The organism is Bradyrhizobium sp. UFLA05-125 (assembly GCF_059803515.1).
This window is the reverse complement of the sequence record NZ_JBANBJ010000068.1, coordinates 25214-46346: the sequence shown is the minus strand read 5'-3', so window position 1 is coordinate 46346 and position 21133 is coordinate 25214. Positions and strand designations below refer to the sequence as shown.

Below are 21133 nucleotides of genomic sequence, written 5' to 3'. Positions count from 1 at the left end.
CGCCGCGCAGGTGAGGGGCGCACCTTTCATATCGAGGACGTGCAGGATCAGGTCGAACTCGCCTTGATGCGCAGCGAACACCACAAGGTCGCCCGGGCCTATGTGCTCTACCGCGAGGAACGGTCCCGCCAGCGCGCCGAGGAAGCGGCCGCGCAGCCGGCGCCCGTCGCCGCACCGACCCTTCACGTCACGCTGCCGGACGGCTCGCGCGTCGGTCTGGACACGCGCCGGCTCGAGCTGATCATCAATGAGGCCTGCGCCGGTCTCGACGGCGTCTCCGCAGCCCCCGTGCTGGCCGAAACCACCCGCAATCTCTACGACGGCATCAGCCAGGACGAGCTGGCGCTGGCCTCGATCATGGCCGCGCGCACGCTGGTCGAGCAGGAGCCGGGTTATGCCTATGTCAGCGCGCGCCTGCTGCTCGACAAGCTCCGCGGCGAGGTGCTGTCGCATGTCCATGGCGTTACGACGTCGGCCTCGCAGGCCGACATGGCGACGCGCTATGCCGAATACTTTCCGGCCTATGTGAAGGTCGGCATCGCAGCCGAACTGCTCGATCCCGAACTCGCCCGCTTCGATCTCGGCCGCATCGCTGCGGCGTTGAAGCCTGAGCGAGACTTGAACTTCCAGTTCCTCGGCCTTCAGACGCTCTACGACCGTTATTTCCTGCATCAGCAAGGCAAGCGGATCGAACTGCCGCAGGCCTTCTTCATGCGCGTGGCGATGGGCCTGGCAATTCGAGAGATCGACCGCGAAGCCAAGGCGATCGAGTTCTACGATCTCTTGTCATCGTTCGACTTCATGGCCTCGACGCCGACGCTGTTCAATTCCGGCACGCTGCGCCCGCAGCTGTCGTCCTGCTTCCTCACCACCGTATCGGACGACCTCGATGGCATTTTCAAGTCGATCAAGGACAATGCGCTGCTCGCAAAGTACTCCGGCGGTCTCGGCAACGATTGGACGCCGGTGCGCGGCCTCGGAGCCCACATCAAGGGCACCAACGGCGAAAGCCAGGGCATCATCCCGTTCCTGAAGGTGGCCAACGACACCGCGATCGCCGTCAACCAGGGCGGCAAGCGCAAGGGCGCGGTCTGCGCCTATCTGGAGACCTGGCACGTCGACATCGAGGAATTCCTCGATCTGCGCAAGAACACAGGCGATGACCGCCGTCGCACCCACGACATGAACACCGCCAACTGGGTGCCGGACCTGTTCATGCAGCGGGTCGACGCCGACGACGAGTGGACGCTGTTCTCGCCGGACGAGACGCCCGATTTGCACGATCTGTATGGGACGTCCTTCAAGATGGCCTATGAGGCCTATGAGGCCAAGGCGAAGGCCGGTGGCATGCGTGTGTTCAAGACCGTGCGCGCGACCGACCTCTGGCGCCGCATGTTGACCATGCTGTTCGAGACCGGCCATCCCTGGATTACCTTCAAGGACCCCTGCAACCTGCGCTCGCCGCAGCGCCACATGGGCGTGATCCATTCCTCGAACCTCTGCACCGAGATCACGCTGAACACTTCGGCCGACGAGGTCGCGGTCTGCAATCTCGGCTCCGTCAACATGCTCGCCCATGTCGGAGCTAACGGCATCGACCAGGCCAAGCTGAAGCGGACGGTGACGACGGCGGTGCGAATGCTCGACAACGTCATCGACATCAATTTCTACACGATCCCGGAAGCGCGCCGCTCCAACATGCGCCACCGGCCGGTTGGGCTCGGCCTGATGGGCTTCCAGGAGGCACTTCAGGTCCAGCGTATCCCGATCGCGTCCGAAGCGGCGATCGCTTTCGCCGACATCAGCATGGAAGCGATCTCCTTCCACGCCATCGAGGCATCCTCCGATCTCGCCACCGAGCGCGGCCGCTATCCGAGCTTCGAGGGCTCGCTGTGGTCGAAGGGCATTTTGCCGCTCGATTCTATCCAGTTCGTTGCCGACTCGCGTGGCGGGCTCGACGTCGATCGCGCCTCGACGCTGGACTGGGATCGCCTCCGCAAGAAGATAGTGGCAGGCGGCATGCGCAATTCGAACGTCATGGCGATCGCGCCGACAGCGACGATTTCCAACATCTGCGGCGTGTCGCAGTCGATCGAGCCGAACTACCAGAACCTGTTCGTCAAATCGAACATGTCCGGCGACTTCACGGTCGCGAACGAGTTCCTGGTCCGCGACCTCAAGGCGAGGGGGCTTTGGGACGAGGTGATGGTGTCCGACCTCAAATATTTCGACGGTAGCGTCGGCCAGATCGATCGCGTCCCGGAGGATCTGAAGGCGCTCTACGCGACGGCCTTCGAGATCGACAGCGCCTGGCTGATCGAGGCGGCCGCACGGCGGCAGAAATGGATCGACCAGTCGCAGTCGCTCAACCTCTACATCGCCAATCCCTCCGGCAAGAAGCTCGATGCGCTCTATCGCCTCGCCTGGCGGCGCGGATTGAAGACGACCTATTACCTGCGCTCCCGCAGCGCCACCCATGTCGAGAAGTCGACGCTGAAGGGCACCGACGGCAAGCTCAATGCGGTCTCCGCCACGGCGGCCGTGTCGCACGCGCCGATCATGATCCCGGCCGCTGCGGCGCCAGATCTCGACGGCATCAAGGCCTGCCGGATCGACGATCCCGAATGCGAAGCGTGCCAGTAAGGAGATGACGATGCTCGATTGGTCCGACACCGAAACCACGGCGGCTGCTCCGGCCGCCTCGACCCTCACCACGGCGCTGCGTCCGCAGACCCAGCTCAAGCTCGAGCCGGCCGACCCGACCGGCCTCGGTGCGATCGATCGTACCGGCGGCCGCGTGTCCGTCGACGAGAAGCGGATGATCAACTGCCGCGCCGACGTCAACCAGCTCCTTCCGCTCAAGTACAAATGGGCCTGGGAGAAATATCTCTCCGGTTGCAACAATCACTGGATGCCAACCGAGGTCTCGATGCAGGCCGACATCGCGATGTGGAAGTCGCGCGACGGCCTGACGGATGACGAGCGGCGCGCGATCAAGCGCAACCTCGGCTTCTTCGCGGCGTCTGAGTCGCTCGTTGCCAACAACATCGTGCTGGCGATCTACCGTCATCTCACCAATCCGGAATGCCGGCAGTATCTGTTGCGGCAGGCGTTCGAGGAAGCGGTTCACACCCACACATTCCAGTACATCGTTGAAAGCCTCGGCTTGGATGAGGGCGAGCTGTTCAACATGTACCGCGAGGTGCCGTCGATCACCGACAAGGCTGCCTGGGCGCTCAAGCACACGCAGCATCTGGATGATCCGTCCTTCCAGACGGGAACACCGGACCGCGATCGCGCTTTCCTGAAGGACCTCGTTGCGTTCTACGTGGTGTTTGAGGGGATGTGGTTCTACACGGGCTTTGCGCAGATCCTGTCGCTGGGACGCCGCAACAAGATGGTCGGCATTGCCGAGCAGTATCAGTACATCCTGCGCGACGAGAGCATTCACCTGAACTTTGGCATCGACGTGATCAACCAGATCAAGATCGAGAATCCGCATTTGTGGACGCCAGAGTTTCAGGAGGAGGTCCGCGGCATGATCCGGGAGGCAGCCGAGCTCGAGGCCGCCTATGGTCGCGATACGATGCCGCGCGGTTTCCTCGGCCTGAACGCTGCGTTGTGCGAACAATACATGCACTTCATCGCGAACCGACGCTGCGCGCAGATCGGTCTGCCGCCCGTATTCGCCGTGGTCGAGAACCCGTTCCCCTGGATGTCGGAGGCGATGGACCTTAAAAAGGAGAAGAACTTCTTCGAGACCCGCGTCATCGAATACCAGAACGGGGGAGCGCTGAGCTGGGACTGAAGCCGCACGCGTTCCAAGCGGGGATGAGGGTGACTTTCCGGGAATGCTGCACTCACTTCCAGAAAGGGGGAGGGAGGACGGTTCGGTTCTTGTCTGCAGTTTGCCAACGGGCTCACATGCAACTGCCACTTCTCAAATCGGCCCTGACCCTCCATTGTGCCGGTCCGAAACGAATGGAAGTGGAACAGAACCCATGTCGGACAAGGTCTCGCGTCGTCAGTTTGCGAAGATCGCGGGGCTGTCCGCAGCGGGGATCGCGGCCCCCGGACAATCCGTCGAGGGAAAACCGGCAGCCGCGCCGCGCCCGGCGGGAGGCTTTCCGCCGGGCTTCCTCTGGGGCACCGCCACTTCGTCCTACCAGGTCGAGGGTGCGGTCGCCGAGGACGGGCGAGGGGTCTCGATCTGGGACACGTTTACGCGCGTGGCCGGCAAGATCGAGGATGGCACCAATGGCGACCGGGCGAATGAGCATTACCATCGCTACAAGGACGACATCGCGCTGATCAAGGAGCTCGGCTGCAAGGCGTATCGCTTCTCGATCGCCTGGCCGCGGGTTTTTCCGGACGGCGACGGCAAGCCCAACCCGAAGGGGCTCGACTTCTACAATCGCTTGATCGACGAGCTCCTGGCAAACGGCATCGAGCCGTGGCTCACTCTCTATCATTGGGACCTGCCGCAATCGCTGCAGGATCGCTTCGGCGGCTGGCGCTCGGCCGAGACCTGCAAGGCGTTCGGCGACTATGCAAGCTATGTCGCGCGGCATCTGACCGATCGCGTGAAGAACGTGTTCACGCTGAACGAGAGCGGCAGGTTCGTCTATTTCGGCTATGGCATCGGCATCGACGCGCCGGGGCTGACGCTATCGCAAGCCGAGGTGAACCAAGTCAGGCACAACACCGCGCTGGCGCATGGGCTCGCGGTGCAGGCGGTCCGCAGCTCCGGCCGCCGGGGCACCCGGGTTGGGCCCGCCGAGAACATCGATGCCTGCATTCCAGCGATCGACACGCCCGAGAACGTCCGCGCCACCGAGATCGCGCTTCGCGAGCTGAACGCGAGCTATCTCAACGTGATCATGGAGGGCAGATACACCGACGCCTTCCTGAAATTCGCGGGGCCCAACGCGCCGAAATACACCGATGCGGAGCTGAAGATCATCTCCTCGCCGATCGACTTCCTCGGCCTCAACATCTACGCGCCGCAGCATTACGTCGTGGCCTCCGACAAGGGCGCCGGCTTCTCGCTGCTGCCGATCCCAAAATCGTTTCCGCACATGAATTCGGACTGGCTGCGCGTCGGCCCCGAGACGATCTACTGGGTGCCGAAGCTGGCGGCGAAGATCTGGAAGACGGGCCCGATCTATATCAGCGAGAACGGCACGTCCGGCGACGATGAGGTCACCGCCGACGGCAAGATCTTCGACACCGACCGCATCATGTATTTGCGCAACTACCTCGCCCAGCTCGAGCGCGCGACCGCGGAGGGCGTGCCAGTCCGCGGCTATTTCCTCTGGAGCCTGATGGACAATTTCGAGTGGATCTACGGCCTCAACAAGCGCTTCGGCCTCTATCACGTGAACTTCGAGACCCAGGTCCGCACGCCAAAGCTTAGCGCAAGCTTCTACCGCAATGTGATCGCCAAGAACGCAGCGGGGGTGTGATCTGTCTCGCTTATCTCCCTTGCCGTCGATCCGTTGGTTGATCCCCAATAAGCAACGGCCGCCCGTGAAGGGCGGCCGCCATCATTTGATGATCGTCAGGCTGACTAATGTTCCGGGAATCCCGGCTCTCAGTGGTCCGCGAACTCGAAGAAGTCGAAGAGATCGCTGATCGCCGGACTGTTGAGGGGAACATAGGGATTGCTGAACTCGGCGACCGGGTTCGGGAAGTTGTCGCGACTGCGATGCGTGATCGTCGGCAGCTGCCAATTGCGCTCTATGAATTTGATGATCGAGACGTGATCCGCGTAGTCGTGCGAGATATGGCCCGGCTTTACGAACGGTGACACCACGATCAGCGGAATGCGAGTGCCGTCGCCGAAAAAGTCGAGCGGCTGCACGTAGCCCGAGTCGTAGTAGCCGCCGCCTTCGTCGAAGGTGATGAAGATGGCGGTGTCGTGCGCGTAGGGCGAAGCCTGGATCTGATCGACGATCTTCTTGGTGAAGCCTTCGAACAGATCGAGCTTGGAGGACGCCGGGTGGCCGTCGACGAAGCCGCTTGGCTTGACGATCGAGACTGCAGGCAGGGTCCGAGCGGAAATATCTGCATACAGTTTCGTCGAGTCGTGCAGGTGCTCGGCAACCTGGTCCGGATGCGACATGATGGACGTGTCGTACTGGAACGGATTGCAGATGTTGCAGTATTCATCCGCGGTCGGACCCGTCGCGCCCCAATTGAGCTGGTACGGATCGTCGACGTAGTTGTCCCACTGGTCGCCATAGTACTTCCACGAAATGTTCTTGTCGTTGAGGAGGTCGCCGATGCTGCGGGTCGACGACGGCGGAATGGTGAACGGCGTATTCGACGGATTATGGTCGATGTAGGCGTTCTTGCCGTTGCCGAACCAGCCGGGATTGTAGTTGTTCAGCAGATAATAGTGGCCGGGCTCGCAGTGGGGATCAATCGGGCGAGGCAGTGACTTGAGATAATCCGTGATGGGCTTGACGCCGGGCTGGCTGGGATCGGAGCAATCGCTGTACGAGCCGCCGCCGGAGGCCGGCGAGACAGAGAACGGCGGCGGATAGCCGGAGTTATAGCTGTTGCCGTAACCATCCTCGGTGTACCAGTTGTTGGTGTCGGACGCCGGATTGGGGTTTTCGATCATATGGACGACACCGGCATCGGGGGTGCCGCCGAAGACCTGAACCCCGTTCGGCGGCGCCGCCGGCTTGCCGTCGGAGTCGCTGAACCAGAGCGCGTCGGCATGGCCGAACATGATGTGGTTGGCGCCGGTGCCGCCGTTGACGGATTGGTGGAAGTTGTCGCTCATCGCGTACTTGTCCGCCAGGCTCGTGAAATAGGGCGCGTCACCCTTTTGCACGTTGTAGAAGCCGAGCGCGGTCGAACCTTCTCCCGTGGTCACTGCGCCTGGCGCATATTGGGTGCTGAAGGTCTCCGGCTGCGCAGCGCCGTTGGCACCGGCACCGACAGTCACTTCGACCCAGGCGAACAAATTGCCGGTGCAGCCCGAGGGATTGTCCCGGCTGGCGGAGCCCTTACCGCAATTCAATTGCTGCCACATCTGGTAGAAGCGATGCACCGGGCTCGCTGCGTAGCTCTCGTAGGGGAACGTGTTGCCGTTGGTCAGCTGAAACGGGCCGGCCGGCAGGCTGTTGACGGCGGTGATGCGCTGGTCCGGCGTTTTCGAGGTCTGGCCGGTGCCGCCGGTCAACAGTGAAGAATAGTAGCTCGGGTCCAACCCGGTTTCCGTTTGCTGCGCGAGCGTCAGGCTCGCCTGGCACTGCGAGATCGGCGTGCTGCCGCACTTGTTGGGGATGTAGGAGACCTGGGGTCCGCCGACCAGCGGAGCCGGCAGCTGATCGTTGGGGAAGGTCTGCTTCGGCGGGCTCAGCAGAAACGCATCCTTTGTACCGATGTCCTTTGCAGCCAGCTGATGCGCCTGTTCGAAGTTGGGGCCGGGGACCGCGTTCTTGTTGGCATCGAGCTTGATGATGCCCCTGGAGAGCAGGTTGTCGACGGTGTTCCGGCGCTCCTTCGGTACGTAGGTCGCGAACACGTGGTCGAAGCTGCGGTTTTCGCCGATGATGACGATGACGTGCTTGATCGGCGACCGCGTGTAGTGATCGGCGGAGGACGGCGCGCCGCCGGCAAGCACTGGACTCAGGCAAAATTGCCCCATCGCCAGTGCACTCAGCCCGATGCGGCAACTGTCCAGCAAACGTGACTTGCGTCTATTTAAACTCATTCTGCGCTCCCTTGGTAAGTTGTTGACCTGACGACTGGGTGGAAACGGCGGTGTCGGTCGGCTCGACACGGATGCGTCCCATCATGCCGTTGTCCTCATGCTCGAGGAGGTGGCAGTGATAGACGAAGGTGCCGACGATGTTCGGGTCGCGAAAATCCATGCGCAGCCGTACGCTCGGATATTGCAGCATGCGGCCGTTGTAATAAGGGACGTTGACGGTATCGCGCACGAACGGCTCGTTGACCTGCATGCCCGACCATTCGCGCAGCTCGAAGTGAAGCTGGTGGGTGTGGAAGTCGTGCAGCTCCGTCGAGCGGTTCTCGATGATCCAATCCTCGACGTCGCCTTGCTTGACGACGATGTCCGGAATGTCGGAACCGGCGTCGAACGGCTTGGGCTTTTCGCCGTCCACGGTGATGTAGAACGTCACCGGGCTGTTGGGATCGTCCGGATTGGCCGGCTGCTCGGAGAAGTACAGTTTTCTGACGCGCACTGGCGCAACATCTCCGATCCATGGGCGAGCGACTAATGGCAGCGGCTGCGGATTTGCCGGCAGCCTCGATTGCGGTTCGGGCGCATCGGCCGCCGCCGTGATCGACACGAGCGCGCGGTTGGGATCGTTTTCACCGGCCGGTCCGGTATCGACCGTTCGCGTCACGAGCAGCGCCGGCACGCCGAGCGGTGGGCCTTCGGCGATGAATTCGACGCGGGAGCCGGGGGGCACGCCGATATGATTGACCCACTCGACCGAGCGCGCCGGGCTGCCGTTGAAATGGATCGGCACGCCATCGATGGCGACGATGCCGAGCGGTTGCGGCGCGCGCCGGAACACGAGTGCGAGATTCAGATAGGTGATCGCCGAGGCGTTGAGAACGCGCCAAAGCTGTCGCTCGCCCGGCTTCATCTGTAGCGATGCCGGCGGATAATCGGGATAAGGCACAGGCAGGAAATTGACGGACAGGTCTTTCGCCGGCCTGCCGAAGCCGGTGCCGTTGTTGGTGGTGTCGCCGTCACTGTCGAGCTGATTTTTCGGGACGACCGGCTCGGATTTTGCCGGCGGTGCGTCGGGATTCAAAAGGTCGAGGTCGCGGATCACCAACACCCGCTCGGGGAGTCCAGCCAATTCCGGAGCAGCCCGCTCGACGCCCTCTATGATCAGGGCGCCTGACGCTCCGCCGAGCACCTGCGCCTTGCTGTAGCCGTGAATATGCGGGTGATACCAATAGACTCCGGGCGGCTCGTCGGCGGGAATGCGCAGCCGATATTCGAATGGCGGATCGTCCGGCTGGATCGAGGTCCTCAGCACATCGTCCTGATGGCAAACCGGCGGGGCCGTCAGCCCGTGAAAGTGCAGATTGGCCGAGGTCGGTCGCATGGCGTCGCTGCCGCACGGATCCGATATCTTTCGCGACACACACAACGGCGCCGGAAACGGCAGCGCTGGCGGCTGATCAGCAACCGGGCGTGCCGGCGCAAACTCGGTGAGATCATTCTTGAAGCGCACGATCAGCAGATCGCCCGGCTTGACCCGCAATGTCGGCGACATCTCGCCATCGGGCGTCAGGTAGCAGTAACGGGTCGAGCCGTCCGGTTGCTTGCTGTTGTGAATGGCCAGATCGACCTGCAGGACCCCGTCGTTGCTGCGAAGGTCCCGCGGTTCCTCCAAGGCGCTTCCGGACGTTGGTCGCTGACAGGGGTCGCGTTGCGGTTGCAAAGTCTGCGTAAGTCCGCTGGTTCCGAGCAATGTCGCGAAGCTGATCGCTCCGAGCCCTAGTATCGCGAACCAGGTCACGACAGCGAATACGCCAACGGACCATCGTCGCGTCGATCGACTTCGGCTGGTCCGACCAAGCCAACCCAGTGAGCGCGCTTCGGAATCAATCATTGATAGACCCGGTCCCGCTTCATTGAGGATGACGGAAAAATGACGGTCGCTGCGTCGTATCGACGCGCGTGTTTTGTATCACCCGCTCTCTGACAGGTTGTTTACACGACGATGACACGCGCGATCGCAGTCGACCGAATTCTCATCTGGCAGGTGACGACGATCAGTGCTGTGCTGGAGACGAAGACGAAAGACTTCGCAAGCAACGTCCGACGGCGTCGTGTACTTTGCGCGAGAGACGTCGATGCTTGCGTGCGATGTCGGATTGGTCGATCTGCTTGATCAAGGTCACGTCGCATGCAATAACGCCGGCCCGCGATCAATCACCGGAACGGCGTTGGGCCAACCGATCGGCTGGAACCTGACGATGCTTGGCTTGGGTCGCGGTCGCCAGAATTTGCGAATGGTTTCAGCTCGGTGATACCGGCACGGGTGCGCTGTATGGCGGGGCGGACAACGATGCTGAAACCGACCTGGTGCCTGTTCCTGGTCTCGACGCTCTGCGTGCTTGCTCCGAATGCGGCGCTGGCTGCGGACAATTTCAGTGAAGAAGCAGCGCGCGGCGCCGGTGATTTGGCCGCAACGCCGTTCGGGGATTCCACCGCAGTTTCCGTTTGGGTGCCGAGCGCGCCTGCCCAGCAGCCGGGCGGCCGCGCGCGACGCGGCAATCCGCTGTGGGAGGTCTCGCTCGAGAGTCTCAGCGTGACGCGCGAGCGTCCGGTGTTTTCGTCCTCCCGACGGCCGCCACCAGCCGCTGTGCCTGAGATCGCCGTCGCGAAGCCGCCGTCGCTGCCGAAGCCGGCGCAAGAGGAGCGTCCTCTGCAGCTATCGCTGGTGGGCACCGTCACTGGCGGCGACCGGAGCCTTGGCATTTTCGTCGACCAGATCTCAAAGTCTGGCTTGCGTTTGAGAATAGGCGAAGAACATCAGGGCTGGACGTTGCAGGCGGTGCAGGGCCGCGCGGCGACGTTCGCGCGGGATCAGCAGAGCGTCGTCCTGAATTTTCCGGAGCCCGGCACAGGGGCGCCGGCGCCACGCGTCGAAGTTGCCGATGTGGCATCTCCGGTCGACGAGCCCAGGCGGCCGCATGTCCATCGTTAGCCGATCGGCACCCGCGGTTCTACTTTGCATGGGGTTGTTTTCGGCTTTTTGCAGCGAGGGCGTCCGCCAGCGCGCATTGACTCCGTTCTGCCCCTGATTCAAAACCGTCCTCAACACTGATAACAAAGGACAACGCCCGTGACCGACGCGCTGATCATCGATGCCTGCCGCACCCCGCGCGGCGTCGGCAAGGCCGGCAAGGGGGCGCTGTCCGGCATCCATCCGCAGCAACTGGGTGCGACCGTGCTGCGTGCGCTCGCCGATCGCACCGGCATCGACACCGCAGATGTCGACGACATCGTCTGGGGCTGTAGCGCGCAGGTCGCAACGCAAAGCGGAGACCTCGGGCGGATGTCGGCGCTCGATGCCGGCTATGACGTGCGCGCCAGCGCGGTGACGCTCGACCGCTTCTGCGGCTCCGGCATCACCAGTGTCAATATGGCCGCGGCTTCGATCATGGCCGGTGCGGAAGACCTCGTCATCGCCGGCGGCTGCGAGATGATGTCGATGGAGGGACGGCGCGGCGCCGGTCCCATGATGATGGATTCCGGCAATCTGCGCCTGCGCGCAAAGCATCCGCAGTCGCATCAGGGCGTCTGTGCGGATGCGATCGCGACCATGGAGGGTATCACACGAAGGGATGTCGATGCGCTCGGGCTGGAGAGCCAAAAGCGCGCGGCGCATGCGATGGCCAATGGCCACTTCAAGAAGAGCCTGGTGCCGGTCTATCGCGAGGACGGCAGCCTCGCGCTCGATCACGAGGAGTATCCGCGGCCACAGACCACGATGGAGGGACTTAGCAGCCTCAAGCCGGCATTCCCTGCGATCGCCGACTATGCGCTCGACGACAAGGGGACGACGTATCGCGGCCTGATCCTGCAACAATATCCCGACCTCAGAATCGACTTCGTGCATCACGCCGGCAATTCGTCTGGTGTCGTCGATGGCGCCGCCGCGATCCTGCTGGCTTCGCCGGCCTATGCCAGGGCGCACGGGCTGAAGCCTCGCGCCCGCGTGGTCGCAATGGCGAATATGGGGGACTCGCCGACCCTGATGCTGAACGCGCCGGTGCCGGCGACCCGCAAGGTGCTGGCCAAGGCCGGGCTTGGCATCGACGACATCGATCTGTTCGAGATCAACGAGGCCTTTGCGGTGGTTGCGGAAAAATACATCCGCGACCTCAGGCTCGACCGCGCCAGGGTCAACGTCAACGGCGGCTCGATTGCGCTCGGCCACCCGATCGGCGCCACCGGCTCGATCCTGATCGGCACCATCCTCGACGAGCTCGAGCGGCGCGACCTGCAGCGCGGTCTCGTCACCATGTGCGCAGCCGGCGGAATGGCGCCGGCGGTGATCATCGAGCGGGTTTAGCCTTATTTTATAGAGTGAATTGCGCTCCTCCTTGCACAAAGGCGGCGCTCGTCGCTTGTCGAGAGCATGGAATCAGCTTTAGCAAGGGCGTCGCGGGCCTTTGAAATAAGGTAAAAAGCGCTGTTTTGGCTACCACCCGCTCTGGAAGTGGCTAAAAAGCAGGGTTTTTTGTCACAGCGGGACAAAAAAGCCCGTAATTTCGCGACAAAACTGTACAGAAGGCTATAGGCCTTCAACGGTTGGTCTAATATGCAACCGGCAACGAATCAGAGGAGACACGATGCCAACCCAACTGTCCAAATCGCAGCTGATCGAAAAGATCGCGACTGCCACCGAGCTTTCCAAGCGCGACGTCAAGAACGTCATGGAGACCTTGACGGACGTCGGCCACAAGGAGCTCAAGAAGAACGGCCTCTTCCTGGTGCCGGGCTTCGCCAAGTTCGTGGTCATCAAGAAGCCCGCGACCAAGGCGCGCAAGGGCACCAACCCGTTCACGGGTGAAGAGATGATGTTCAAGGCCAAGCCGGCCCGGAAGATCGTTCGCGCACGGCCCGTGAAGGCCGCCAAGGACGCCGTGGCCTAACGGCTAAAAGCAAAGGCCCCCTCCACAAGAGGGGGCCTTTTGTTTGAGGTGCCGCAGGGGCGAGGCGGAGGGGTCAGCCCCTGCGGTATCTGGCTTTGACCCTAACGGGCCGAAGCTGACCGCGCGGCGCAGGGATCTGCTCCCGGAGCCGGCCGATCGCGCGATCGAGCCATTGCCGCAACCGCTGCACCGTCCGCTTCGTCTTCGTCCTTTTCAACACCATCGTCATCACCGTTCTCACTCGGCTGCCTCGACCTGCGCCTTGGCCGGGTCAAGCGCTTCGGCGACCGCCTCGTCGACCCGTTCGAGCCAGATGAATTCGAGGCTCTCGCGCGCGCTCTTCGGGATGTCGTCGAAATCCCGCTTGTTGCGCGCCGGCAGCATCACCCGCTTCAGACCTGCGGCTGCGGCCGCCACCACCTTCTCCTTGATGCCGCCGACCGGGAGCACCAGGCCGCGCAAGGAGATCTCGCCGGTCATGGCGGTGTCGTTGCGCACGGTGCGGTTGGTCAGGAGCGAGGTCAGCGCCGTGAACATTGCAACGCCTGCGCTCGGGCCGTCCTTCGGGGTGGCGCCTGCCGGGACGTGAACGTGGATGTCGCTCTTCTCGAACAGCGCCGGATCGATGCCGAGCTGGGTCGCGCGGCTCTTCACGAGCGTCAGTGCGGCCTGCACGCTCTCGCGCATGACGTCGCCGAGCTGGCCCGTCAGGATCAGGCTGCCCCTGCCGGGCACGCGCGTCGCCTCGATGAACAGGATGTCGCCGCCGACCGGCGTCCAGGCAAGCCCGGTGGCAACGCCCGGCACGCTGGTGCGTAGCGCAATCTCGCCCTCGAAGCGCGGCTGGCCGAGCACGGGCGCGATGTCCTTCGGCGTGACCGCGACCTTGGTCGCAGTGCCCTCGGCAATCTGCACCGCCGCATGCCGGAACACCTTTCCGATCTCGCGCTCCAGCCAGCGCACGCCGGCCTCGCGTGTGTAGCCCTTGACGATCAGCTTCAACGCCTCCGGCTCGATCTCGGCCTGTTCTGTCGTCAGGCCATTGGCCTCGAGCTGACGCCGCACCAGATAGCGCGTGGCGATCTCGAGCTTCTCGTCCTCGGTGTAGCCGGCAAGGCTGATGAGCTCCATGCGGTCCAGCAGCGGTCCCGGGATCGAGTCCAGCATGTTGGCGGTGGCGATGAAGACCACCCGCGAGAGGTCGAAGGGCACACCGAGATAGTTGTCCCGGAACGTGCCGTTCTGCTCCGGATCGAGCACCTCCAGCATCGCGGCCGACGGATCGCCCTGCACGCCGCGGCCCATCTTGTCGATCTCGTCCAGCATCATCACGCAGTTCCGGCTGCCTGCCTTCTTGATGCCCTGGATGATGTTGCCGGGAAGCGCGCCGATATAGGTGCGGCGGTGGCCGCGGATCTCGGCCTCGTCATGCACGCCGCCCAGGCTGACGCGCACGAAGGGGCGATCCATCGCGCGCGCGATGGACTGGCCGAGCGAGGTCTTGCCGACGCCCGGCGGGCCGACGAAGCACAGGATCGGCGCCTTGCCCTGCGGCGCGAGCTTGCGCACCGCGAGATATTCAATGATGCGGCTCTTGATCTTCTCCAGGCCATAGTGGTCCGCATCGAGGATGCGGCGCGCCTCCGCGATGTCGATCGGCTTCTCCTCGGGCAGCGCCCAGGGCAGTTCGATCAACCAGTCCAGATAGGTGCGGACCATGCCGGCTTCGCCGGCGGCCTCCGGCATGCGCTCATAGCGGCGCAGCTCCTTCTTCGCATGGGCTTCTGCCTCCGGCGGCATTTTTGCTTTCGCGATCGCCTCGGTCAGCTCGGCGACCTCGGCCGCCTTGCCATCTCCTTCGCCGAGCTGCCGCTGGATGGTCGCCATCTGCTCGCGCAGGATCGCCTCGCGCTGGCGCTCGTCGAAGGCCGCCTTGGTTTGCTGGCCGATTTCGTTGGATATGCGCAAGACCTCCAGCCGCTCGGCGAGCCGCTTCGACACCTTGTCCATGCGGACGGAGAGATCGACAGTCTCCAGGATCTCCTGCTTGTCCTGCGGCTTGATGTCCATATAGGCGGTGGCGAGATCAGCCAGCGCGCCGGGCGCGGTCGTACCCTGGAACATCGCCACCAACTCGGGCGGCACCTGCGGCAGAAGCTGGATCGCCTCGATCGCCTGGCGCTGCAGGTTGAGGAAGCGCGCCTCGATCTCCGGTGACGTCGTGGTCGGCTCCGGAATTTGCTGGATGCGCGCAGCCGGGAACGGCGTCCCCGGCAGGAAGTCGAGGATGCGTGCGCGCTGCACGCCCTGACAGACGATGTGATGGGTTTCGTCGGGCGCGGTGATGTAGCGAACGATGTTGGCGATGGTCGCGATCCGGTAGAGGTCGTCCGGCGCGGGGTCGTCGATGTCGGGGTTGCGCTGGAGCACGATGCCGATCGGCCGCTGCTCGCGCAGCGCCTGCTGCGCGGCGGCGATCGATTTCGGCCGCCCGATCGCGATCGGCGCGATCACGCCCGGAAACAGCACCATGTTGCGGACGGGGATGACGACCAGTGCGTCGTCCGGGATTTTTGCGGCTTCGGTGGTCAGGGTGGTCTCGATCTGTTGTTCGTTGGCCATGGTCGACCTCAGGCGGATTTGGCGAGGCGTAGCGCGACGCAGCCGTCCATCACGAAACGACTGATCGCATAGCGTCCAACTGGCAGTGCAATACGGCGCTCGAAACGCCCCTGCGGCAACTCGAGCCGGTGGATGCGCGCGTTGCGCAGCTCCGGCGGCAGCGTGCGCCGGCCCGAGATGATGAGCACCCCGTCATGGATCACCGTTTCGACATTGTCGGGATCGACGCCGGGTAGGGCAACGAGGATCAGGAGCTCCCGGTCGGTCTCCAGCACGTCGATAGGTGGCTCCCAACAAGACTCCTGGCGGCCGAACTGCTGGCGCAGCCGCTCGCCGCGATTGAGCTGCTCCAGGGCTTCGGAAAGCATCCAGTCGAGGGGATTTTTGGGTTGCATGGCGCGGGCTCTGGGATGGAAAGGCTGCATATGGTGCGCCCCCTGCAAAAATCCAGCGCGTCTGCCGGGTAGCGGTCGCCCCCTCCGCTTCGCAATCGTTCCTCTTAGTCCCGCCGGCTCAGCATCCTGCTTGCGGTCCATTCGGCGCAGTTCGTGCTGAGCAGCGCGGCCGCGGTCCGCGCCGATCTGTCGTGGGATCAATATATTGATTTTCTTGTAATTTTCGCGCGGCGCCCGGGGCGGACATATCACCCTCCGCAAAGCCGTCCGCTTTCTCTTGCGCAGCCTCATGGCTTTGACGTAACTCGGGTCGGTGAGGGCGCGGAACGCGCGCGTCGCCAGGATGCCGATCCCGATGACAAACCAGCGCATGGCCGGCGACGGCACGGCCGCAGAGTAGAAGAGCCTCGCCGGTGTTCGCGCGGATCAGGCACATCGTCGATCGCAAGAGATCGCACAAGGGATCGAACAAAGCGTCGAACCGGATGCTGGTCCGCATCCGCGCCCTGCTGCGCAGCAATGAATTCTACCTGATCCCGCTCGCGCTTCTGATCGGCATCGCCACCGGCGGCGTCGTGACGCTGATGGCCGAGATCGCGCAGATTGCGCACGTCCTGATCTTCGGCATTCCCGTCGACGTGCGGCTGTCGGCGAACGCCTATGTCAGCCCGTGGGCGGCGCTGAGCGCGCCCGCCGTTGGCGGCCTGGCGCTCGGGATGATGGAGTGGTCGCGGCGGCGGCTGAAGATCTCCAGCGCTGTCGACCCGATCGAGGCCAACGCGCTGCGTGGCGGCAATCTGTCCCTGCGCGACAGCGTGGTGGTCTCGAGCCAGACGCTGATCTCCAACGGCTGCGGCGCCTCCGTCGGCCTCGAGGCCGGCTACACCCAGATCGGCTCCGGCATCGCCTCGCTGCTCGGCCAGTTCTTCAACCTCCGGCGCAACGATCTCCGCCTGATCGTCGGCTGCGGCGCCGCGGCCGCGATCGCAGCCGCCTTCGGCGCTCCGATCACCGGCGCGTTCTATGCCTGCGAGCTGATCGTCGGCGTCTATGCCGTCGGCAGCGCCGCGCCGATCCTGGCTGCCTCACTCGCCGGCGCGTTGACCGCGCAGTGGCTCGGCGGCGCGCCGTACTCCATCGAGATACCGAAGGTGAGCACGGTCGGCATCGAGCAATATCTGGCGCTGATCGGGCTCGCGCTCGTCACCGGCGGCGTGGGCATCGCCGTGATGCGCTCGTCCTCGACGTTCGAGCGTCTGTTCGCCTGGCTACCGGTCTGGCTGCGCCCGGTGATCGGTGGCCTCATCGTCGGCTCCTTCGCGATCACCACCCCGCAGGTGCTGGCGGCCGGCCACGGCGCGATGGTGCTCGATCTTTTTCACGACATGACGATCGGCCTGATCGCGCTGATCATTGCGCTCAAGCTGACGGCGTGCCTGATTTCGCTGGCATCTGGCTTCCGCGGCGGCCTGTTCTTCGCCTCGCTGTTTGTCGGCAGCCTGATCGGAAAATTCTTCGCTGCCTTGCTGCTGCTGATCAGCCCCAGCTTCGCGATCGATCCGCTGGTTGCGATGCTCACGGGCATGGCGACGCTCGGGGTCGCCATCGTCGGCGGTCCCCTGACGATGTCGTTCCTGGTGCTGGAGATGACGCGCAATGTCGACGTCACCGCCGTGGTGCTGGCGGGCTGCATCGTCACCTCGATCTGCGTGCGCTTCATGTTCGGCCATTCCTTCTCGACCTGGCGCCTGCATTTGCGCGGCGAGACCATCCGCAGCGCCAACGACGTCGGCTGGCTGCGCAACCTCACGGTCGAGCGGATGATGCGGAGCGACGTCGGCAAGGTGCCGTCCTCGACGACGATCGCCGCCACAAGACGCGAATTCGCGCTGGGCTCGCGGCCGGGCATCGTCGTCGTCAACAACGCCGACGAATATGTCGGCCTCGTCATGCTGCCCGACCTGTTCTCCAGCGACCTCGACACCATCGCCGACGACATCCAGGTGATCGAGCTCGCCCGCTACACCGACATCGTGCTGATTCCGGAGATGAACGTAAAAAGCGCGATGGCGGTGTTCGACGAGGCCGAGGCGGAGATGCTGGCGGTGGTCGAATCCGCCGACAGCCGCAAGGTGATAGGCTTCCTCACCGAGACCTTCGCCCGTCGCCGCTATGTCGAGGAGATCGACAAGGCCACCCGCGGAGTGTTGGGCTCGTTGTCGTAGCACTCAGCGGTATTGGAGGAGGGGTGCCGCGGCGCTCGCCGCCACCCGGCCTCACACTTTCCATGATGGGGTCTTGCTTTGGACAAACCGCATTGGCGATGATGAGCCAAGCGGAAATGCGACGAACGCTCTTCGGGGCGACATTGGGCTGGGGTAGGAGCGCCAATGAATTCCGTGTCAGATCCGACACAAGTCGAGCCACATTTTGTGCTGTCCGCGCGAATGGACCAAGAGCTCACGCACACCTACGAGAAGATCAGAAGCGTGGATGAAGAAATTGCGCGCGCCAGCGAGCAGCTTTCCAGGCTGGAGCGCGAGGAGCGACAGGAGCGTGATGAAGCGCGCAGCCGCCCGCCGCGCGGCCGGCCAGCGCTCCGCGGCTTCGTTGGCTTGGCGCTGGCAGCGGGGATTGGCACCGCGGCCCTGGTCTCGCAATCATCCCACGGTGATGGGATCAGGCAGATGATCGCAGGCTGGGCACCGCTGCATGCTGCGCTGCCCTCACCTTCGCAAGCAGAGCCGGTGCTTGCCGCGCAGCCCGGCCTGGCGCCTGTTCAGCTGGCCCAGGCATCGCCCGCATCGCCGCAACCGGACCCCCCCTCGCAGACCGTCCCGGAGGCGGTCGCGCCGACCGCGACCGTGCTTCCTCCGCAGGTGACGGAATTGCTCGAGAAGATGGCGAGCGATCTCGCCAACGTGCAGCAAGGCATCGAGCAGCTCAAGGCAAGCCAGGAGCAATTGAAGGCGAACCAGCAGCAGATGTCGCTCGACAACCTCAGGGTTGCCGACGAGTTGAAAGCGAGCCAGGAGCAAATGGCGCGCCTTGTTATGAAAACGCCCGATATCAAGACGTCGGTCAATGCCCCTGACCAGACGGCGGGAAAGCCTGTTCATCAGACCTCCGATCCCAACACGCGCCCGAAGACGGCCGCTGCCGCCGTGCCTCCGCCGCGCCCGGCGGCAGCATCGTCACCCAAGCCGGCGCAGGCGGGTCCCGCGCCGCATGCGGCGGTGCGACGGCCAGCTCCGGTGCAACTGGAGTCCGCACAACAATAGCTTGTCGGTGCGGCTCTTGATCTCGGCCCGCGGACGCCGTCCGTGGGGATCGAGGGGTAAATCTCACTCCAGTCGGTCGACCTGGCGCAGGATTGGGAACAGCTTCATCCACGACAGCGCCACTGCGATGGTGCCGATGCCGCCGAGCAGCGCTGCAGGCATTGCGCCGAGCAGGGCGGCGACCATGCCGCTCTCGAATTCGCCGAGCTGGTTCGAGGCGTTGATGAAGAGGAAATTGACGGCGCCGACGCGGCCGCGCATTGCATCGGGTGTGGCGAGCTGCACCAGCGCGACTCGGACGATGACGCTGATCGTGTCGGCCGCACCCATGGCCATCAGTGCAGCGATCGACAGCCACACGGTCTGCGACAGAGCGAAGACGATGGTGGCAAGCCCGAACGCGATCACCGCCTGGAACATCCGCAGGCCCGCACGACGCGCGATTGGATGGCGCGCGATCACCGCCGTCATCAGAAGTGCGCCAACGGCCGGCGCTGCCCGCATCACGCCGAGCGCCCACGGGCCGGCATGCAAGATGTCCTTGGCATAGATCGGCAACAGTGCGGTCGCGCCGCCGAGCAGCACGGCGAACAGATCGAGCGAGATCGTACCGAGGATAGCGGGATTGCTGCGCACGAACTCAAGGCCCGCGAACAATTCGGCGAGGTTCGGCGGCTCAGATTCGGCGGGACGTTCGAGCTCGATCGCAGCGACGAGCACCATTGCGAGGAGTGAGCATAGCGCCATGATGCCGTAGGGCGCGCCAGGTGCAAGCGCATAGGCGATCCCTCCGAGCGCGGGACCCGTGATCGTAGCGAACTGCCGTGTGCCGGTCGCCATGGCGGTCGCGCGCTGGAGCATGCCGTCCGGTGCGACGCCCGGCAGCAGCGCGGAGGCGGCCGGACTTTCGAACGCGCCGGCGAATCCGAGGATGGCAAGGACCGCGAAGATCTCCGGCGCCGTCACCGCTCCCGCGAACGTGCGGACGCCGAGCCAGGCTGCAGCCAAGGCTTGGATGAGCTGGCAAAGTTGAACGATGCGGCGGCGGTCGTAGCGATCGGCCGCGTGCCCCGCGATGAAGACGAGAATGGCGCTCGGAATGAACTGCACGAGACCCGCCATGCCGAGATAGAAGGCGCTGCCGGTGAGTTCATAGATCTGCCAACCCACGGCAACGGTGGCGACGTTGTGAGCGAATTCCGAGAGCGTGCTGCAGCCGACATAGAGCAGCAGCGGCCGATGCCGCGTCAGCGTGTCGGCCCGATTTGCGGCAGAAGCCGTTTGGTCTGAAGTCATTTGATCCAAATTTCATGCGAGGTAGGGCAGGGACGGCGGGCGCTGCTGCCATCCCCGCCGGTTAGAGACCACGAAGGCAGCGATCCGGCGGACCAGTGGCAGGACTACCAGCAACAGGCGCATAGCGCGCCGGCAGGTTGCGAACCGCAACATCTGATCTCTTTGGGAAAAGGACGCGCCGGTCACGTCGAACCCCGAAAATTGCATCGATCCCGACCGCGTCGGTTGATGCGTTGGTTCACGTGAAACGCTTACGGCGCCGAAGAACAGCGCGCCGGTTTCATAACGGCTCCGCTGAAGTCGATCAAGCCGGATTTGCCAGGCAGCTTTACGATCGTTCAAATCGGCGCGGCGGATTGCCGCGATCGGGAAACCACATCGCTGGGTTGTGGGTTATATATCGTTTGCTTAACTTGGTTCTTGATAGCGAACGGAGGAAGGCTCAGATGACGGATCAGGCCATGATGTCCTTGAAAAGCAGGAGCGTCCTGCTGGCTACGCTCGCTGGCCTTGCCCTCGTCGCGGCGTCGGCGGTGCCCTCGGCTGCGGCTACACGCACGCTCGCGAAGGCTGCCACAGTGGCCCCGGCATCCGCCGCTGCGACTGACTTCAGCGCCGCACGGCGCCGCTATTACCGTCGCGGACCGAGTGCTGCGGGCCTCGCCGTCATGGGCGCGGCGACTGGCCTGATCGCCGGCGCGATCGCCGAGCAGCGCCGGCAGGATTACTACGAGAACAACTATTACTACGGTCCGGGTCCGCATTACGGCCCGGGCTATTACGGCGGCGGTCCTTATTATGGTGGTCCGCGCTACTATCAGCCGTACTGATCACGAGGGCTTGCCAACAGAGTTCGCGCGGACAAGCGCG

The 21133-nt window shown here is 63.9% G+C and carries 14 protein-coding genes; 9 read left to right on the top strand and 5 right to left on the bottom strand.

All coding sequences use genetic code 11. The features are described 5' to 3' along the window. From SO156_RS36295 to SO156_RS36285, 3 genes are all read left to right on the top strand, one after another. Positions 1 to 2643 (top strand): ribonucleoside-diphosphate reductase subunit alpha (locus SO156_RS36295; RefSeq protein ID WP_498538133.1); only part of this gene is annotated, 2643 nt, incomplete at its 5' end. Between the two features lie 10 nt (positions 2644 to 2653). Then, positions 2654 to 3808 carry a ribonucleotide-diphosphate reductase subunit beta gene (locus SO156_RS36290; protein ID WP_498538132.1) on the top strand — a complete coding sequence of 385 codons (1155 nt, stop codon included), beginning with the start codon at positions 2654 to 2656 and terminating at the stop codon, positions 3806 to 3808. 193 nt (positions 3809 to 4001) lie between these two features. Next, positions 4002 to 5465, top strand: coding sequence for a GH1 family beta-glucosidase (locus SO156_RS36285; protein WP_498538131.1), 1464 nt, complete (start codon positions 4002 to 4004; stop codon positions 5463 to 5465). A gap of 128 nt (positions 5466 to 5593) precedes the next feature. Here SO156_RS36285 and SO156_RS36280 read toward each other — a convergent pair whose 3' ends face one another. Together SO156_RS36280 and SO156_RS36275 are read right to left on the bottom strand one after the other, a co-directional pair. Next, positions 5594 to 7729, bottom strand: coding sequence for an alkaline phosphatase family protein (locus tag SO156_RS36280; protein WP_498538130.1), 2136 nt, complete (start codon positions 7727 to 7729; stop codon positions 5594 to 5596). After that, positions 7716 to 9395, bottom strand: a complete 1680-nt coding sequence (locus SO156_RS36275) for a multicopper oxidase family protein (RefSeq protein ID WP_498538129.1) — start codon at positions 9393 to 9395, stop codon at positions 7716 to 7718. Before SO156_RS36275 ends, SO156_RS36280 begins: the two co-directional genes overlap by 14 nt. 678 nt (positions 9396 to 10073) lie before the next feature. Here SO156_RS36275 and SO156_RS36270 point away from each other — a divergent pair. From SO156_RS36270 to SO156_RS36260, 3 genes are all read left to right on the top strand, one after another. After that, the gene (locus SO156_RS36270; protein ID WP_458149811.1) at positions 10074 to 10715 is read left to right on the top strand and encodes a hypothetical protein; all 642 of its coding nucleotides are present in this window, start codon (positions 10074 to 10076) and stop codon (positions 10713 to 10715) included. 138 nt (positions 10716 to 10853) lie between these two features. Then, positions 10854 to 12086 (top strand): acetyl-CoA C-acetyltransferase, encoded by a 1233-nt coding sequence (locus SO156_RS36265; RefSeq protein WP_498538128.1) that lies wholly within the window; start codon positions 10854 to 10856, stop codon positions 12084 to 12086. Between the two features lie 280 nt (positions 12087 to 12366). Further along, on the top strand, positions 12367 to 12669 hold the full coding sequence (locus SO156_RS36260) for an HU family DNA-binding protein (RefSeq protein WP_027528369.1): 303 nt from the start codon (positions 12367 to 12369) through the stop codon (positions 12667 to 12669). Positions 12670 to 12906: 237 nt separating this feature from the next. On the opposite strand, the gene lon is transcribed toward SO156_RS36260, so the two are convergent. Together lon and SO156_RS36250 are read right to left on the bottom strand one after the other, a co-directional pair. Then, positions 12907 to 15291, bottom strand: coding sequence for an endopeptidase La (gene lon, locus SO156_RS36255; protein ID WP_498538127.1), 2385 nt, complete (start codon positions 15289 to 15291; stop codon positions 12907 to 12909). A gap of 8 nt (positions 15292 to 15299) precedes the next feature. Continuing rightward, positions 15300 to 15686 carry an Hsp20/alpha crystallin family protein gene (locus SO156_RS36250; RefSeq protein WP_458149814.1) on the bottom strand — a complete coding sequence of 129 codons (387 nt, stop codon included), beginning with the start codon at positions 15684 to 15686 and terminating at the stop codon, positions 15300 to 15302. A gap of 413 nt (positions 15687 to 16099) precedes the next feature. Between SO156_RS36250 and SO156_RS36245 the strand changes: the two genes are divergently transcribed. Further along, positions 16100 to 17911, top strand: coding sequence for a chloride channel protein (locus SO156_RS36245; protein WP_498538126.1), 1812 nt, complete (start codon positions 16100 to 16102; stop codon positions 17909 to 17911). A gap of 165 nt (positions 17912 to 18076) precedes the next feature. Continuing rightward, complete coding sequence (locus SO156_RS36240) at positions 18077 to 18967, top strand: hypothetical protein (protein WP_498538125.1); 891 nt, start codon at positions 18077 to 18079, stop codon at positions 18965 to 18967. A 63-nt stretch (positions 18968 to 19030) separates the two neighbouring features. Here SO156_RS36240 and SO156_RS36235 read toward each other — a convergent pair whose 3' ends face one another. Further along, positions 19031 to 20263 (bottom strand): MFS transporter, encoded by a 1233-nt coding sequence (locus tag SO156_RS36235; RefSeq protein WP_498538124.1) that lies wholly within the window; start codon positions 20261 to 20263, stop codon positions 19031 to 19033. Positions 20264 to 20709: 446 nt separating this feature from the next. Between SO156_RS36235 and SO156_RS36230 the strand changes: the two genes are divergently transcribed. Further along, the gene (locus SO156_RS36230; RefSeq protein ID WP_498538123.1) at positions 20710 to 21093 is read left to right on the top strand and encodes a hypothetical protein; all 384 of its coding nucleotides are present in this window, start codon (positions 20710 to 20712) and stop codon (positions 21091 to 21093) included. Positions 21094 to 21133 lie beyond the last annotated feature (40 nt).